This is a genomic window from Saccharopolyspora dendranthemae, from assembly GCF_007829955.1.
GTDB lineage: Bacteria > Actinomycetota > Actinomycetes > Mycobacteriales > Pseudonocardiaceae > Saccharopolyspora > Saccharopolyspora dendranthemae.
On sequence record NZ_VIWX01000002.1, the window covers coordinates 79254 to 95113 of the forward strand.

The 15860-nt window shown below is 69.9% G+C and carries 16 protein-coding genes; 7 read left to right on the forward strand and 9 right to left on the reverse strand.

Annotated elements, in window-relative coordinates; all coding sequences use genetic code 11:
• Positions 1-133: 133 nt before the first annotated feature.
• The 7 genes from FHU35_RS09330 to FHU35_RS09360 form a co-directional block, all read right to left on the reverse strand.
• The gene (locus FHU35_RS09330; RefSeq protein WP_145738127.1) at positions 134-1600 is read right to left on the reverse strand and encodes a beta-N-acetylhexosaminidase; all 1467 of its coding nucleotides are present in this window, start codon (positions 1598-1600) and stop codon (positions 134-136) included.
• Complete coding sequence (locus tag FHU35_RS09335; protein ID WP_145738128.1) at positions 1597-2436, reverse strand: carbohydrate ABC transporter permease; 840 nt, start codon at positions 2434-2436, stop codon at positions 1597-1599. The genes FHU35_RS09330 and FHU35_RS09335 overlap by 4 nt, the downstream gene beginning before the upstream one ends.
• Positions 2433-3311: a carbohydrate ABC transporter permease gene (locus FHU35_RS09340; protein ID WP_246110190.1), complete on the reverse strand. Its 879-nt coding sequence runs from the start codon at positions 3309-3311 to the stop codon at positions 2433-2435. The genes FHU35_RS09335 and FHU35_RS09340 overlap by 4 nt, the downstream gene beginning before the upstream one ends.
• On the reverse strand, positions 3311-4594 hold the full coding sequence (locus tag FHU35_RS09345) for an extracellular solute-binding protein (protein ID WP_145738130.1): 1284 nt from the start codon (positions 4592-4594) through the stop codon (positions 3311-3313). The genes FHU35_RS09340 and FHU35_RS09345 overlap by 1 nt, the downstream gene beginning before the upstream one ends.
• A gap of 120 nt (positions 4595-4714) precedes the next feature.
• A complete protein-coding gene (locus FHU35_RS09350) occupies positions 4715-5812 on the reverse strand; it encodes a lactonase family protein (RefSeq protein WP_145738131.1) in 1098 nt (365 codons plus the stop codon).
• 206 nt (positions 5813-6018) lie between these two features.
• A complete protein-coding gene (locus FHU35_RS09355; RefSeq protein WP_145738132.1) occupies positions 6019-7422 on the reverse strand; it encodes a GntP family permease in 1404 nt (467 codons plus the stop codon).
• 8 nt (positions 7423-7430) lie between these two features.
• Positions 7431-9017 (reverse strand): N-acyl-D-amino-acid deacylase family protein, encoded by a 1587-nt coding sequence (locus tag FHU35_RS09360; RefSeq protein WP_145738133.1) that lies wholly within the window; start codon positions 9015-9017, stop codon positions 7431-7433.
• A gap of 147 nt (positions 9018-9164) precedes the next feature.
• Between FHU35_RS09360 and FHU35_RS09365 the strand changes: the two genes are divergently transcribed.
• Positions 9165-9551, forward strand: a complete 387-nt coding sequence (locus tag FHU35_RS09365; RefSeq protein WP_145738134.1) for a RidA family protein — start codon at positions 9165-9167, stop codon at positions 9549-9551.
• A 59-nt stretch (positions 9552-9610) separates the two neighbouring features.
• On the opposite strand, the gene FHU35_RS09370 is transcribed toward FHU35_RS09365, so the two are convergent.
• A complete protein-coding gene (locus tag FHU35_RS09370) occupies positions 9611-10921 on the reverse strand; it encodes an amino acid deaminase (protein WP_145738135.1) in 1311 nt (436 codons plus the stop codon).
• 103 nt (positions 10922-11024) lie between these two features.
• Here FHU35_RS09370 and FHU35_RS09375 point away from each other — a divergent pair, with 103 nt between their 5' ends.
• A complete protein-coding gene (locus FHU35_RS09375; protein WP_145738136.1) occupies positions 11025-11768 on the forward strand; it encodes an IclR family transcriptional regulator in 744 nt (247 codons plus the stop codon).
• Here the strand turns inward: FHU35_RS09375 and FHU35_RS09380 are convergent.
• Positions 11762-12163, reverse strand: a complete 402-nt coding sequence (locus tag FHU35_RS09380) for a DUF1844 domain-containing protein (protein WP_186459352.1) — start codon at positions 12161-12163, stop codon at positions 11762-11764. The genes FHU35_RS09375 and FHU35_RS09380 overlap by 7 nt on opposite strands.
• A gap of 248 nt (positions 12164-12411) precedes the next feature.
• Here FHU35_RS09380 and infC point away from each other — a divergent pair, with 248 nt between their 5' ends.
• From infC to pheS, 5 genes are all read left to right on the forward strand, one after another.
• On the forward strand, positions 12412-12987 hold the full coding sequence (gene infC, locus FHU35_RS09385; RefSeq protein ID WP_186459353.1) for a translation initiation factor IF-3: 576 nt from the start codon (positions 12412-12414) through the stop codon (positions 12985-12987).
• Between the two features lie 89 nt (positions 12988-13076).
• Positions 13077-13271, forward strand: coding sequence for a 50S ribosomal protein L35 (rpmI, locus tag FHU35_RS09390; protein WP_093415814.1), 195 nt, complete (start codon positions 13077-13079; stop codon positions 13269-13271).
• Positions 13272-13387: 116 nt separating this feature from the next.
• Positions 13388-13756: a 50S ribosomal protein L20 gene (rplT, locus tag FHU35_RS09395; RefSeq protein WP_093415812.1), complete on the forward strand. Its 369-nt coding sequence runs from the start codon at positions 13388-13390 to the stop codon at positions 13754-13756.
• Complete coding sequence (locus FHU35_RS09400; RefSeq protein ID WP_145739793.1) at positions 13756-14595, forward strand: TrmH family RNA methyltransferase; 840 nt, start codon at positions 13756-13758, stop codon at positions 14593-14595. Before rplT ends, FHU35_RS09400 begins: the two co-directional genes overlap by 1 nt.
• 184 nt (positions 14596-14779) lie before the next feature.
• Positions 14780-15841: a phenylalanine--tRNA ligase subunit alpha gene (gene pheS, locus FHU35_RS09405; RefSeq protein ID WP_145738138.1), complete on the forward strand. Its 1062-nt coding sequence runs from the start codon at positions 14780-14782 to the stop codon at positions 15839-15841.
• Positions 15842-15860: the final 19 nt, after the last annotated feature.

A 15860-nucleotide genomic window follows, 5' to 3' on the forward strand; every position in this document is an offset into this window, starting at 1 on the left:
TTTCATGAAAACTTCCCCACACCACCCACCTACACCCGCTGCACGGCGTCCAGGTGTGCTCGCCACGAGGGCGCTCGGAATCCGCGGCGGCGGTGACGGAGCGCGAGAATCGTTGTGCCGCTGGGGGAACCGCTCAGCGGGGTCTGCCCTCGATGCCGGGTCGCAGTTGCCAGGGGTGCGGGCCGTCGAGCGGCCGGTAGTCGACTCCGAAGGCGTCCAGGCGCGGCAGGTGGTGGTGGGCGAGCCTGTGGCGGAACTCCGCGGGGTCGCGTTCGCTGCTCCACGCGATCTCGGCGACGGCGCACAGCCTGGGGAACGCGGCGTAGTCGATGCGGGCGGGGGAGTCGAGCTGCTCGGTCCACACCTGCGCCTGCAGGCCGAGGACGTCCTCGGTCGGCGGCTCGTAGTCGTAGACGTTCTCCAGGGTGTTGAGGTAGCCGACCGGAACGGGTTCGGCGGGATCGTCGGACTGCCGGTGGTCGAGGTAGAAGTGCGTCTCCGGGCACAGCAGCACGTCGTTGCCCTGCTCGCCGGCGCGGGTCACGGCCTGCGCGTCCTGCCAGGTCAGCACGATCGTCTGCTGCGGGAGCGAGACGAGTTGCATCGCGTCGTCCCACGCCGAGGTGCGGCGGCCGTGGTTGTGCACGTGCTCGATCAGTCGCCGCAGCAGCGCGCCGTGCGCCGGGGTGGCACCGGGCACCTCGTCGCCGCCCAGGCAGATCACCGGCGACGGGAAGACCGACATCACGTGGTCCAGCACGTCGCGGAAGAAGTCCACAGTGGCCCTGCGGGGCGCCAGGATCCGCTCGCTGACGCCCCACGAGTCCCACACCCCCACCGGTTCCCCGGTGCCCAGATCGGGATAGGCGGCGATGGCGGCCTGGCTGTGCCCGGGGACGTCGATCTCGGGCACCACGGTGATGTGGTGCTCGGCGGCGTAGGCGACGATCTCGAGCAGGTCCTCGGTCGTGTAGTAACCGCCGTGCGGCTGGTGGTCGAACTCCGGGACCTCGCCGCGACCGATCATGGAGCGTGGGCGCCACGAACCGGTGCGGGTCAGCTCCGGGCTCTGCGGGACCTCGATGCGCCAGCCCTGGTCGTCGGTGAGGTGCAGGTGCAGCACGTTGAGCTTGTGCATCGCCAGCAGCTCGATGAACCGCAGGACCTCCCGCTTGGCCACGAAGTGACGGGCCACGTCGAGGTGGCAACCGCGCCAGCCGAACCTCGGGTGGTCCTCGATCACCCCGCACGGCAACGAGATCGGGTCGCGGTGGACGGGCGCGCGGCGGAACGCGTCCGGGGGCAGCAGCTGGCGCAGGGTCTGCGCGGCGTGGTGCGCGGCCGCGGTGTGCTGCGCGGTCACCAGCGCCTGCTCGGGGGTGATCTCCAGCCGGTGGCCGCGGACACCGGGGTCGATGCGGAACTCGATGGTCGGCTTGGCCGCCAGCGGGAGCGGGAGCCCCGTCGCGGCACCGACGTGCTTGCGGAACCAGCGCGCCACGCCCGGCTCGCCGCCAACGCTGGTGCGGACGTCCAGCGGCAGCTGACCGGGGGCGTACTCGACCTGGCGGGGACGCGGCAGCAGCGAGTGGAAGCTCATCCCTTCACCGCACCGGCGAGTCCGGACACGAGGTTGCGCTGGACGAGCACGAAGAAGATCAGGACCGGGATCGTCATCAGCGTGGAACCGGCCATGATCGCGCCCCAATCGTTTCCCTGCGGGCTGAAGAACACCAGGATCGCCATCGGCAGCGTCTGGTTCTCGGTGGCCGAGATGATGAAGGTCTTGGCGAACAGGAAGTCGTTCCAGGCGTGGATGAACGACAGCACGCTGGTGGCGACGAGTCCCGGTGCCACCAGCGGGAAGAGCACCTGCCAGACGAAGCGGGTGCGGCTCGCCCCGTCGAGGGTGGCGGCTTCCTCCAACTCCAGCGGTACGGCGGCGACGAACCCGCGCAGCATCCAGATCGCCAGCGGCAGGCTGAACGCGAGGTGCACCAGCACCAGCGAGCCGAGGTGGTTGAGCCCGAAAGCCGGTACTGCCGAACCGACTTGGCGCATCAGGAAGAACAGCGGGATGGTCAGCGCTTCCACCGGGACCATCTGCGCCACGAGCAGCATCAGCAGCAGCACCGCCCGGCCCCTGATCCGGAACCGGGTCAGCGCCACCGCGGCCAGGAACGACATCAGCAACGACAGCAGGACCACCGCGCCCGCGACGAGCAGGCTGTTGAGGAAGTAGCCGCCCAGTCCGTCCACTGTGAACACCCGCCGGAACCCGTCCAGGGTCGGCGCGGTGGTCCAGGGGCGCGGATCGGCGGACTGCAGCTCGGCCTCCGGTTTGAAGGCCGACAGCACCATCCAGTAGAGCGGGAACGCCACCAGGACCGCGATCACGATCGCCGCGGTGTTGGCCGCCATCCGGGAACGCTTCATGACAGGACCTCGTTCCCGCGCTGCGCGCGCAGGTAGAGCAGGGTGATCAACAGCAGGAGCACGGTCATCACCACGCCGATCGCCGAGCCCAGGCCGTAGTTCGAGGCGGCGAAGGCCTCCTGGTAGGCGTAGACGTTGAGCACCATGTTCTGCCCGGCCACCCCGCCGCCGTTGGTCATCACGTAGATCTGCGTGAAGACCTTGAAGTCCCAGATGATCGACTGGACGGTCGCGACGACCAGCACCGGGCGCAGCATCGGCAGCAGCACGCTGCGCGCGGTCCGCCACGCCGAAGCACCGTCCAGCGCCGCCGCCTCCACCACATCGCCCGGGATCCCGACCAGGCCCGCGTAGGTGGTGACCAGGACGAACGGGAACGAGCACCAGATCACCTCGGCGGCCACCAGGCCGAAGGCGAGGTACTTGTCGTAGGTCCAGGACATCCCCTCGGCGCCGCTGATGCCGACGCCGGTCAGCGCTTCGTTGATCAGCCCGAAGTCCTGGTCGAACAGGAACAGCCACACCGTCGACCCGGCCACGGCGGGCGTCGCCCAGGCGCCGATGGCGGCCAGGAACAGCAGCATCCGGGGCAGCGGCGCCACCCTGGTGGCCAGCACCGCCAGCCCGATGCCGACGGCGAGACTGCCCAGCACGCAGAGCGCGGCGAACGCGCAGGTCTGCAGCAGGATCGTCCAGAACTCGGCGTCGCCGAGCAGCGCCAGGTAGTTGCCCGCGCCCAGGAACTCCAGCGGCGCACCGCCGGAGGCCTGCGACTGGCCGTACTCGTAGAGGGAGATCTGCACCAGCTGGTACAGCGGGTAGCCCATCATGCCGATGAGCAGCAGCGCCGCCGGTGCCAGGTAGAGCAGCGCCATCATCGGCCTTCGAACGCGGCGTTCATCTGCGCCGCAGCCTGCTTCGTCGCCTCGCTGACGGGCGTGCCGTTCACGATCTGCTGCACCATGGTCGGCAGCAGGCCCTGCGCGTCGATCTTCGACCACGCCTCGGTGACGGGGACGAAGTGGGTGCCGCCGCGCAGCGTCATCACGAACGGTGCGGCCGCCGGGTCGTGCTCGGCGACCTCGCCCTGGACGTCGATGAACGTGGGCAGGTTGCCCATCGCGCCGTACATTTTGCGCTGGTACTCCTTGCCCGCCAGCAGCTGGACGAACTCGCGCGCCAACGTCGAGCGCTGCGAGGAGTCCAGCACCGACAGCAGGTTTCCGCCGGCGAAGGCCGGGGCCGTCGAGCCGGCCTGGTCACCGGGCAGCGGCACGACTCCGTACTTGCCGGGCACGCCCGCCTCGACGGCCTTGCGGTTGAAGTCGCCGCCGATGGTCATCGCCGCCTTGCCGGAGGCGAAGGCCTGGACGCTCTGGCTGCCGGTCATGTCGGCGCACTGCTCGGGCGGGCACGCTCCGCTGGTGATGAACTTCGCGTAGGTCTCGATCCCGCGTCGCGCTTCGGGGGTGTCCACCGTGGACACCCACCGCGAACCCTCCTGGCGCGCCAGGTCTCCGCCCGCCGCCCAGATGAAGGGCATCAGCGCGTAGTGGTACTTGCCGCCGGTAGCGATGCCGTAGAGGTCGGGGCGCTCGGCGCGGATGCGCTGCGCGGTCTCCAGCAGCTCGCCGGTGGTGCGCGGCGGCTGCAGTCCGAGCTCGTCGAAGACGTCGGTGCGGTAGTACAGCGCGCGCACCCCGGTGTACCAGGGAACGCCGAAGACCTTGCCCTCCACTCGCGCGGTGTCCAGCGCGGACGGCGAGAGGTCGGCGGATTCGGGCCACTGCGGCAGCTTCTCGGTGAGGTCGCTGAGCCCGCCCGCCGCGACGTAGCCCGCGAGGTCGGTGTTGCCGACCTCGGCGACGTCGGGCGCGCTGGCGGGGTCGTTGAACGCGCCGGTGAAGCGCTCGGACCTCGTCTCCACCGCGATGTACTGGACGTCGACGTCGACACCGGGGTGCTCGCGCTCGAACCGCGCGACCGCCTCGTCCACGGTGGCCTGCTTCGGCGCGCGGTTGGCCTCGTCGAACAGCCAGACGCGCAGCGTTCCGGCGCGCTCGTCGACCGCGGGTCCCGCCTGCTGGACCTGGGGCGGACCGCAGGCCGTGAGCAGCGCGGTGACGGCGGCGACTAAGACGGCTTTTCCTGCGCGCATGGCTGGTCTCCGGTGTGCGGCGATCCGAGGTGTGTGGAATCGACTGATATCACTGGCGAATCGGTGGTGAGTCCGGTGTGGACGGTCGATGGGTGGACCGCGCGGACCCGGGGAGCGGGCTCAGCCGTGGAAGGTGATGACCGCGACCGAGGGGCACGCGTAGCTGTCCGGGGTCGGGGTCAGCGCGCCCGTGTTGGTGTCGCGCGCCAGGCGGGTGACGGTGCCCGCGCGCTGGTTGGCCACGAACAGCGAGGTCTCCTCGGGGTCCAGCGCGAAGTGCCGCGGCCAGTTCCCGCCGGTGGGCGTGACGGCCTGGAACACGAGCGAACCGTTCTCCACGCCGAACGTGGCGATGGTGTCGTCACCCCGGTTGGAGGCGTAGACGAACTGGCCGTCGCGAGAGATCGCGATCTCGGCCGGCGCGTTCTCCCCGCCTGCCTCCGGCGCGCGGCTGCTGATGACCTGCCCGGCGGTGAGGTTGCCGGTCTTCGGGTCCCACGCGAGGACGGTGATCGTGGAGTTCAGCTCGGCCAGCAGGTACGCCGTGGTGCCCTTGAACACGAGGTGGCGCGGCCCGGTGCCCGCCGGGAGCGTGAGCTGCTGGTGCTGGGTGAGCTTCCCGGCGTCGAAGGCGTAGACGAACACCGACTCGGCTCCGAGATCGACCGCCACGACCCACTTCCCGCTGGGATCGACGACGACCTGGTGCGCGTGCGGCTCGGTGCCGGGGTGCTTCACCAGCGCGGTGTTCTCGCCGATGCTCCCGTCTGGGTTGCGGCGGTGCGCCGTCACGGTCCCGTCCCCGTAGTTCGCGGTGAACAGGAACTCCCCGCTCGGGTGCACCGACAGGTGGGTCGGCGAGTTCCCGCCGCTCGGGGCGGTGTTGATCACCCGTGGTTCGTGGGTGCTCACGTCGATCGCGGTGATCGTGCCCTGTTCCTGCTCGTTGGTCGCGTACAGGAACTTGTGGTCCGGCGACCAGGCGAAGAACGACGCGTCGGCGACCCCGTCCAGTGTCCCGGAGGGGGCGAGCAGGCCGTTCATGTCCCGCATCGCGATGTCCACGCCCCGGCCGGCGGGCTGCGAACTGGTGTAACTGCCGATGAAGGTCATCAGGCCATCGTGCACCTGGTGCGGTGCGGCGACGCTCTGCCGCCCGGCGGCGGTGGCACAGCCTGCGGTCGCCCCGGCGACGCCCATCGCCCCGAGTGCGCTCAAGAAACCACGACGCGAAAACGAGCTACCAACCACGGCGTTCTCCCAGGTGGACGACAGAGCAGAAGCGAAGTCTGTCGCAGCGCCCTCAGGTGGACTAGACCAAAATGGCCTAACCGGTCCGCGACCAATGGTGCTAAACCCGGAAATGGTTCAAATGCGGTGGCGATTTCGCGAAATCGCCTCTCCGCGTGACCGACTCGGCGTCGTCAGGTGAGGATGAGCGAGAGGCCGGCGGCCATTGCGAACGCCACCAGCGACAGCAAGGTCTCCAGCACGGTCCAGGTCTTGAGCATGTCGCTGACCGGGATCCCGAAGTAGCGCGAGATGATCCAGAAGCCGCCGTCGTTGACGTGCGAGGCGATGATCGACCCGGCCGCGATCGCGACCGCGATCAGCGCGAGCTGGGCCTGCGAGAGCCCGGCCGACCCCACCAGCGGAGCCACGATCCCGCCCGTGGTCACGATCGCCACCGTCGCCGACCCCTGCGCGATCCGGAGACCGCTGCTGATCACGTAGGCCGACACGATCATCGGTAAGCCCACGCCCTGCAGCGAACCGGCCAGCGCGTCCCCGACGCCCGTCTCGGCGAGCACCTTGCCGAAGAACCCGCCCGCCCCGACGACCAGCAGCAACATCCCCAGCGGCCGCAGCGCTCCGCTGGTCAGCTCGGACAGGTCCCGCCCGGTCATGCCGCGCCGGGTCCCCAGCAGCCAGAACGACAGCAGCACGGCGATCGTCAGCGCCACGGTCGGGTTCCCGAGGAAGGTCAGCACCGACAGCAGGCCGCTGCCGTCCGGCAGCGTGATGCTGCCGAAGGTGGCGCCGAGGATCAGCACCATCGGCAACCCGATGATGAGCGCGACGATCCCGAGCGAGGGGTCGTCGCGGCCCTCGCGCTTGGCGGCGAGCTCGTCGGCGGTGGCGAGCATGTCGGCGGGAACGGGCAGGTGGATCCGCTTGCCGATCCACACCGGGTAGAGCAGGCCGGCCACGGCGAACGCCGGGAGACCGCAGGCGAGCCCCATCAGGATGATCCAGCCGAGGTCGACGCCGAGCAGTCCCGCGGCGACCACGGGCCCGGGGTGCGGCGGCAGGAACGCGTGGGTCATCGACAGACCGGCGACCAGGGGGAGGCAGTAGAGCAGGATCGACCGCTTGCCCTGCCGCGCCACCACGTAGACCAGCGGCGCGAGCACGAAGATCCCGATGTCGAAGAACACCGGGATGCCGAAGATCAAGCCCGAGAGCCCCATGGCGAGCGGCGCCCGGTTCTCACCGAAGGCCGCGAGCAGCTTGCGGGTCAGCAGCTGCGCACCGCCCGAGGCCTCCAGCATCGAGCCGAGGATGGTGCCGAGCCCGATGATGGCCGTGATGTGGCCGAGGATGCTGGCGAAACCGCCCTCCAGGAGCGAATCGCTGCTCTTCTGCGCGGTGCCGACGATGTCCTCGACGGGCAGCCCGGCGGCGAGCGCGATGAGCAGTCCGGTGACCAGCAGCGCGATGAACGGTTCGATCCGGAACCGGATGATCATCACCAGCAGCACCGCGATCCCGGCGGCGCACAACGTGAGCAGGCCGGACGTGTCGTGCTGCAACCAGTTCAGGAACACGGGGACTCCTAGCTGTTCTTGCGCAGCGCGCGTCCGGGCAGGGCATCGGTCCGGCGACCGTCCTCGATCACCGGCACGCCGTTGACCAGGACGTGGGGGATGCCGACGGCCTGCTGCCGGGGTTCGTCGAAGGTGGCGGTGTCGCGGACGGTGTCGGGGTCGAACAGGACGAGGTCGGCGACCTGCCCTTCCCGGACGCGCCCGCGGTCGGTGAGGCCGAGCCGGCCGGCCGGCCGGGACGTCATGTTGCGCACGCACTCCTCGAGGCCGAGCACGCCGAGTTCGCGCACGTAGTGGCCGAGGTAGCGGGGGAAGGTGCCCCACGCGCGCGGGTGCGGCCGCGCGCCCGTCAGCAGACCGTCGCTGCCCGCGGTGTGGGTGCGGTGGCGCATGATCGCGCGGACGTTGTCCTCGTGGCCGACGTGCATCAGGCAGGACGCGCCGAGCTGCTCGGCGATGAGCACGTCCAGGTAGAACTCGGTGGGCTGAGCCCCGGCCGCCTGCGCCGATGCGGAGACGCTGCGGCCCACGAGGTGGGCGTTGCCGGGTTCGCGGACGCCGTTGATCTCGATGGTCTCCCAGTCGACCGGAACGCCGTGGCACCCGTCGGAACCGTCGACCTCCAGCACCTGGCGGATCCGCTGCCGCTGCGCGGGATCCCGCAACCGGTCGAGGGTCGCCGCGACACCACCGGCCATCGCCCAGCTCGGCAGCAGTGCGTGCAGCGAGGTGCTGCCCGGCAGGTACGGGTAGGTGTCGAGGGTGATGTCGCCGCCGTCGTCCAGCGCCTCGTCGAGCATGGCCAGCAGCTCACCGGCCCGCCCGGCGTTGACCCCGAAGTTCATCGTCGCGTGCGCCAGGTGCAGCGGGCAGCCGGAGGTGCGGCTGACCTCGATCATCTCGGCGTAGGCCGCGAGCGCGCCGGCGCCGTAGCTGCGGTGGTGCGGGCTGTAGTAACCGCCGCGGGCTGCCACGACCTCGCACAGCGCGGTCAGTTCGGCCGTGTCGGCGTACATCCCGGGTGTGTAGGTGAGGCCCGAGGACATGCCGAAGGCGCCTTGGGCGAGCGATGCGTCGAGGACCTCGCGCATCCGGTCGAGCTCGTCGCCGGTGACCGGCCGGTCCTCGTAGCCCGCGCACAGGAGTCGCAACGTGCCCTGCGGGACGAGGTAGGCGGCGTTGGTGGCGATGCCGGTGTCGAGCCGGTCGAGGTATTCGGCCACGCTGCGCCAGTTCCAGTCGAAACCGGGCGGGTCGTCGTTCCAGCCGGCCAGTTGCGCGCGCAGGGTGGTCAGGGTGGAGTCGTCGACCGGGGCGTAGGAGAGCCCGTCCTGGCCGATGACCTCCAACGTCACGCCTTGCGAGACCTTCGCGGTGTGATCGGGCTCGGTCAGCAGCCGCAGGTCCGAATGCGCGTGCATGTCCACGAATCCCGGTGCCAGCACGAGCCCGTCGGCATCGACGCGGCGGCGGCCGGTCAGCGTTCCGGCCTCGGCGATCTCGGCGATGCGCCCGTCCGCGAGGCCGACGTCGGCGAGGAATGCCGGCCCGCCGTCGCCGTCGACGACTCGCGCGCCGCGAAAGACCATGTCCACAGTGGATCTGTTCCTCCGGTCACACGCCGGGCACTTGGTCTGCACCGGGTGGTCGAATGGTAAGTACCATTCCCGGGGAACGCAATGAAGATCGACCCCGGCCGAATCTTCGCTTCATGACGCCGAATTCCGTGGAAGGACACCGACATGAGCAGGACCGTGGTGAGCACTGACGCCGCACCGAAGCCGCCGTCGCACATCCCGCTGTCGCAGGGCGTGCGCAAGGGCAACATCCTGCAGGTCTCCGGTCAGACCGCGGTCGACCCGGCGACCGGGAAGGTCGTCGAGGGCGGTGTCTCCGAGCAGACCGAGCAGTGCCTGCGCAACGTCATCGCGATCATCGAGGCCGAGGGAGGATCGCTGCAGGACGTGCTGATGCTGCGCGTGTACCTCACCGACACCTCGCAGTTCGCCGAGATGAACGAGGTCTACGCCCGAGTCGTCGGCGAGCCCTTCCCGGCCCGCACGACCGTCTACGTCGGCCTCCCGGCAGGCCTGCTCTGCGAGATCGATGCGCTGGCAGTCCTGGACTGACCGCGTCCTTTCGCGCGTGGGTGGCGGCGTCGTTGACATCGCCACCCACGCGCGAAAGCTCAGAAGTAGGTGCGCACCAGGTCGGTGATCTCGTCGCCGTCGACGACCGGGATCAGCGTCCACTTGTCCAGCACCGTGCACGGGTGCGACAGGCCGAAGCCGATCCAGTCGCCGACGCGGACCTCGGTGTCGGTGAACCTGAGGAACGCGTGCTGGTCCGCCAGCCCCGACAGGTGGCAGTCGCCCTCCGGGAGCTCCAGGAGAGCGCCGCTCGCGCGTCGGACGACCTGCGGCTCCGGCAGTCCCTGGTCGAAGGAGACGTCGCGGCGTCCCATCGTCAGCAGCGCCAGACCCGCCTCCGGCTGCGACACCACCTGCGCCCAGATGCGCATCGCCGGCCGGAACGGGGACTCGGCGCCGGAGAGCCGGTGCTCCCGGCCGAACGGTGAGCGCACCCGGTAGAAACCGTCGTCGTGCAGCAGGTAACCGCCGCTGCGCAGCACCGGCACCACCGGCAGGTCCTCGGGCCACGGCCGGGTCAGCGCCTCGGCGACCTGGTCGAAGTAAGCGCTGCCGCCCGCGCTGACGATCACCTCGTCGAGCCCGTCGAAGTAGCCCGAATCGGCGAATTCCGCCACCAGGCCCCGGAATTCGTTCAGGTAGTCGTCGATCGCCGACAGCGAGGACGCCTCGACGTCGTGCGCGACCTCGCCCTCGTAACCGGACACGCCGACCAGGCGGAGCCGGGGCTCCGCGGCCACCGCCGCGGCGACCGCGCGGGCCTGCGACACCGTGCGCGCACCGGTCCGCCCTCCGGAGACGCCGAACTCCACCAGCACGTCCACCGGCCGGGTCCCGCCGCGCGCGGCCAGCGCCGAGGCCATCAGCTCGACCCCGCGCAGCGAATCCGCGTAGCAGCAGAAGGAGAAGTCCGGATCGGAGTCGAGCTCACCGGACAGCCACTCCAGGCCGTGCGGGTCGACGAGTTCGTTGGCGAACAGGATCCGCTGCACGCCGAAGGCCCGGTACACCCGCAACTGGCTGATGTTGGCCGCGGTGATGCCCCACGCGCCGTGCTCCAGCTGCCGCTCGAAGAGCCGGGGTGCCATCGTCGTCTTGCCGTGCGGTGCGATCTTCAGCCCGTGCTCGTCGGACCAGGCGGCCATGGTGCGCAGGTTGTGCTCCATCGCCGGGTCGTCGAGGGTCAGCAGCGGACCGGTGAACCCGGCCTCCCGCAGCGTCGGCCGACCGGACAGGAACTCGCCGACGGTCTCGCCGGACGCGCTCGCCGGCATCCCCTTGAACCGCCAATCGATGGTCTCGTCGCGCAGCGCGCGGACCGCCTCGGTGTTGATCCCTGCTCCGGGCACGGACAGCCTCCTATTGCACATGTTGCAACGAATGTTGCGCAACGAACGACTCTGGTGTGTAGCATTGCCCGCTTCGTCGAGTCAACGATGATGGGAGGCCCCGGTGAGTCAGAGCCTGGAACGCGGGCTTGCCGCGCTCACCGCGCTGGCGGAGGGACCGCAGACCCTGGACGGGCTCGCTCAGCGGCTCGGCGTCCACAAGACGACGGCGATGCGCCTGCTGCGCACGCTGGAGACCGGCCGCTTCGTCCGCCGCGAGGACGTGCACCGGTACCGGTTGGGGAGTGCGGTGTTCGCGCTGGCTCACCAGGCGCTCGACGATCTCGACGCGCGCGACGTCGCCCGGCCTTTCCTGACGGCGCTCGGGGAGCGCAGCGGGCACACCGTCCACCTGGCGACCCTCGACGACGATCAGGTCGTCTACGTCGACAAGGTGGACAGCATCCACCCGGTGCGGATGTACTCGCGCATCGGTCGCCGCGCGCCGCTGCACTGCACGGCCGTCGGCAAGGTCCTGGTCGCCGACCTCCCGCAGCAGCGGCGGGAGCGCCTGGCGCAGCGGATCACCTACCCGAAGCTCACCCCGAGCACGATCGACTCGTCAGAGCGCTACCTGGCGGAGCTGGAGCGGGTGCGCGCGCAGGGCTATTCCACCGACCGCAGCGAGCACGAGGAGTTCACGCACTGCATCGCGGCTCCGGTCCGCAACCACCGGGGAGAGGCGGTCGCCGCGATGTCGCTCTCGGTGCCGAAGGTCCTGCTCTCGTGGGAGGACCTGCTCGGCTGGTTGGGAGATCTCCGCAGCACCGCGGCGGAGATCTCCCGGGAGCTGGGGAACCGTCAGTAGACGGGGCCGGTGTACTTCTCGCCCGGTCCCTGGCCCGGGGCGTCCGGGTGCGTGGAGCTCTCGCGGAAGGCGCGCTGCAAGGACTGCAGGCCCTCGCGCAGCGGACCGGCGTGCGGTCCCAGGTACTCCACCGAGGCGGTGATCAGACCGGCCAGGCCGGTGATCAAGCGGCGGGCCTCGTCGAGGTCGCGCACCGGGGCGGAGTCGGGGTCCTCGTCGGCCAGCCCGAGCTTCTCGGCGGCAGCGGACATGAGCATCACCGCAGCGCGGCTGATCACCTCGACGCTGGGAACATCGGAGAGGTCGCGTACGTTGAAGTCGACATCCGCGTCGTGTGCCGGTTCACCGGCACCGGTCGTGGTGTTCGGGGGAGTGGTTGGCTGCGGTTCGGTCACGCCTGCTACCCTGACACGCACGACCAGCCCCCGCTGCGGCGGGGGCGGCAAAGTGGAGCCCCGCTCCCACCCGAGCAGCCGCTGAGGCCGCCGGGTTCCGGTCCTGTCGATGTCCGTGCGGCATCGGTGGTGCGAACGGTATCGCTGATACCGGTTCGATCGGTTTGGAGTCAGGGTCCCGCGGTGTCCGCGCAATGCGGAAGCCGACGGGACCTTTGCATTCCGGGGTGAGCTCTACACGCCGTGGTGTGCAGTACACACAGCCATCGAACCGAGGAGGCCCCATCAGCTCCGAGACGCGCATCAATGACCGCATCCGGGTTCCGGAAGTCCGCCTGGTCGGACCCAACGGTGAGCAGGTCGGGATCGTCCGCATCGAGGACGCCCTGCGCCTGGCCCAGGAAGCGGATCTGGACCTTGTCGAGGTCGCCCCGCAGGCGCGCCCGCCGGTCTGCAAGCTCATGGACTACGGCAAGTTCAAGTACGAGAGCGCGCAGAAGGCTCGCGAATCGCGTCGCAACCAGCAGCAGACCGTCATCAAGGAGCAGAAGCTCCGGCCGAAGATCGACCCGCACGACTACGAGACGAAGAAGGGCCACGTGTCCCGCTTCCTCGGTCAGGGTCACAAGGTCAAGGTGACGATCATGTTCCGCGGTCGTGAGCAGTCGCGGCCAGAGCTGGGCTTCCGCCTGTTGCAGCGACTCGCCGACGACGTCGCCGAGCTCGGGTTCATCGAGGCGAACCCGAAGCAGGACGGTCGGAATATGATCATGGTTCTGGCGCCGCACAAGACCAACAAGACCAAGCCCAAGGCCAACGCGTAACCACGCGGCCGCCAGGGCTCGTCATGTGAGGCCGGGTCGGGACGCTGTCCGCGCCCCCTCCCGGCTCCCGTACGAAACGAGGACGGAAGATGCCGAAGAACAAGACCCACAAGGGCACCTCGAAGCGCTTCAAGGTGACTGGTTCGGGCAAGCTGCGGCGCGAGCAGGCCGGTCGCCGGCACATCCTGGAGAAGAAGTCCAGCCGTGTCACCCGTCGCCTCGAAGGCACCGAAGCGGTCGCCAAGGCCGACGTCAAGCGCATCAACAAGCTGCTGGGTCGCTGACGCCGAAGTCCCCGCTGCACCCCGCAGGGGAGCAGTCGTCCGGCATCACGCACCACTCAGCCACCCGCATTGGGCGGTCAATCCGCCGCCCCCGATGAGATAACAGGACGGACCCCGTGGCACGCGTCAAGCGGGCGGTCAACGCCCAGAAGAAGCGCCGCACAGTTCTCGAGTCGGCCCGTGGTTACCGCGGTCAGCGCTCTCGGCTGTACCGCAAGGCCAAGGAGCAGATGCTCCACTCGATGACCTACTCCTACCGGGACCGCCGCGCCCGCAAGGGCGAGTTCCGGAAGCTGTGGATCACCCGCATCAACGCGGCGACCCGCCAGCACGGCCTCAGCTACAACAAGTTCGTGCAGGGCCTGAAGGCCGCCGAGGTCGAGGTCGACCGCAAGATCCTGGCGGAGCTCGCCGTCAACGACCCGCAGGCCTTCGAGGCGCTGGTCGACGTGGCGCGCAAGAACCTGCCGGAGAGTGCGGCCTGATCGCCGAAAGCACTTCCGATCCGCGACCCGGGACCGCGCTCACCGAGCGATCGTCCCGGGTCGCGGTCGCTCGTAAGCTCACCCGCCGCGCAGGCCGGGAGAAGGCCGGTGCGTTCCTCGCCGAGGGCGCGCAGGCCGTGGGCGAGGCGCTGACGGCGCACGCCGGCGACCGGCTGCGGGTGCGCGACCTGTTCGTCACCGAGCAGCCGCGACACGCCGAGCTCGCCGAACGGGCGGTCCTGGCCGGGATCCCGGTGCACGAGGTGACCGACAAGGCGGCGGCATCGCTGTCGGAGACGGTCACCCCGCAGGGCGTGGTGGCGGTCTGCGACCTGCCGCGCACCGAACCGGTGGTGGCGCTGGCGCAGCGCCCGAAGCTGGTCGCGGTGCTCGTGGACATCGCCGACCCGGGCAACGCCGGGACGGTGGTGCGCGTGTCGGACGCGGCCGGAGCCGGTGCCGTGCTCTTCGCCGGAGACGCCGTCGACGCCTACAACGGCAAAGCGGTTCGAGCCTCGACGGGCAGCCTGTTCCACCTGCCGGTGGCTCGGGACCGCGACGTCAGCGCGGTGCTCACCGCCTGCCGGGACGCCGGGTTGCGCCTGGTCGGCGCCGACGGCTACGCCACCGGAAGCCTCGACACCGCGGACCAGACCGGGGAGCTCGCCGAGCCGACCGCGTGGGTGTTCGGCAGCGAGGCGCACGGACTGTCCGACGAGATCAAGGCGCAGCTGGACACGACGCTGCGAGTGCCGCTCTACGGTCAGGCGGAAAGCCTCAACCTGGCCACGGCCGCCGCCGTGTGCCTCTACGCTTCGGCGCGTGCGCAGCACCGCTGAGCTCGGGCGGGACGGATCACCGCGAAACGCCGTGGACGCCGTCGCATAGAATTGCCCACGTCAGCTTGCGGCTTCGCACCGAAGAGTCGTATGCAACCTCAGCAGGTTCGCGAGCCCGGCCACCTGGCAGAACAGGGAACTGGGCGATGATGCCTGTGGGATCAACGGGAGTCACGCACTAACGATGTCTGGAGCCAACGACTCGTACGACCCGAAAGAGGTCGCCGCGCTGTCGCCGGAGACGCTGGACGCCGCGGTCGAGGAGGCCAAGAAGGCCTTCGCCGCCGCAGGTGACCTGGACGAACTGGCGTCGGTCAAGCCTGCCCACCTCGGTGACCGCTCGCCGCTGCTGACCGCTCGCCGCGAGATCGGGGCGCTGCCGCCCAAGGCCCGCTCCGAAGCGGGCAAGCGCGTCAACCAGGCCCGTGAGGGCATCCAGGGCGCGTTCGACGAGCGCCTCGGCGCGTTGCAGGCCGAGCGGGACGAGCGCGTGCTGCGCGAGGAGTCCGTCGACGTCACGCTGCCCTGGGACCGCGTTCCCACCGGTGCCCGGCACCCGATCACCCAGCTCGCCGAGCAGATCGAGGACACCTTCGTGGCCATGGGCTGGGAGGTCGCCGAAGGCCCCGAGCTGGAGGCCGAGTGGTTCAACTTCGACGCGTTGAACTTCGGCAAGGACCACCCGGCGCGGACCATGCAGGACACCTTCTACGTGGCCCCCGAGGACTCCGGCCTGGTGCTGCGCACGCACACCTCGCCGTCGCAGATCCGCGCGCTGCTCACCCGCGACCTGCCGGTGTACGTGGTGTGCCCCGGGCGCACCTTCCGCACCGACGAGCTCGACGCGACCCACACGCCGGTGTTCAGCCAGGTCGAGGGCCTGGCGGTGGACAAGGGCCTGACCATGGCGCACCTGAAGGGCACCCTGGACGCCTTCGCCCGCTCGATGTTCGGCCCGGAGTCCGAGACCCGGTTGCGGCCGTCGTACTTCCCGTTCACCGAGCCGTCGGCCGAGATGGACATCTGGTTCCCCGAGAAGAAGGGCGGAGCCGGCTGGGTCGAGTGGGGCGGTTGCGGCATGGTCAACCCCAACGTGCTGCGCGCCTGCGGCGTCGACCCCGAGGTCTACACGGGCTTCGCCTTCGGCATGGGGATCGAGCGGACCCTGATGTTCCGCAACGGCATCCCGGACATGCGCGACATGGTCGAGGGCGACATCCGCTTCACCCGGCCGTTCGGCATCTAGCAGAGCCTGCTGCGGTCGG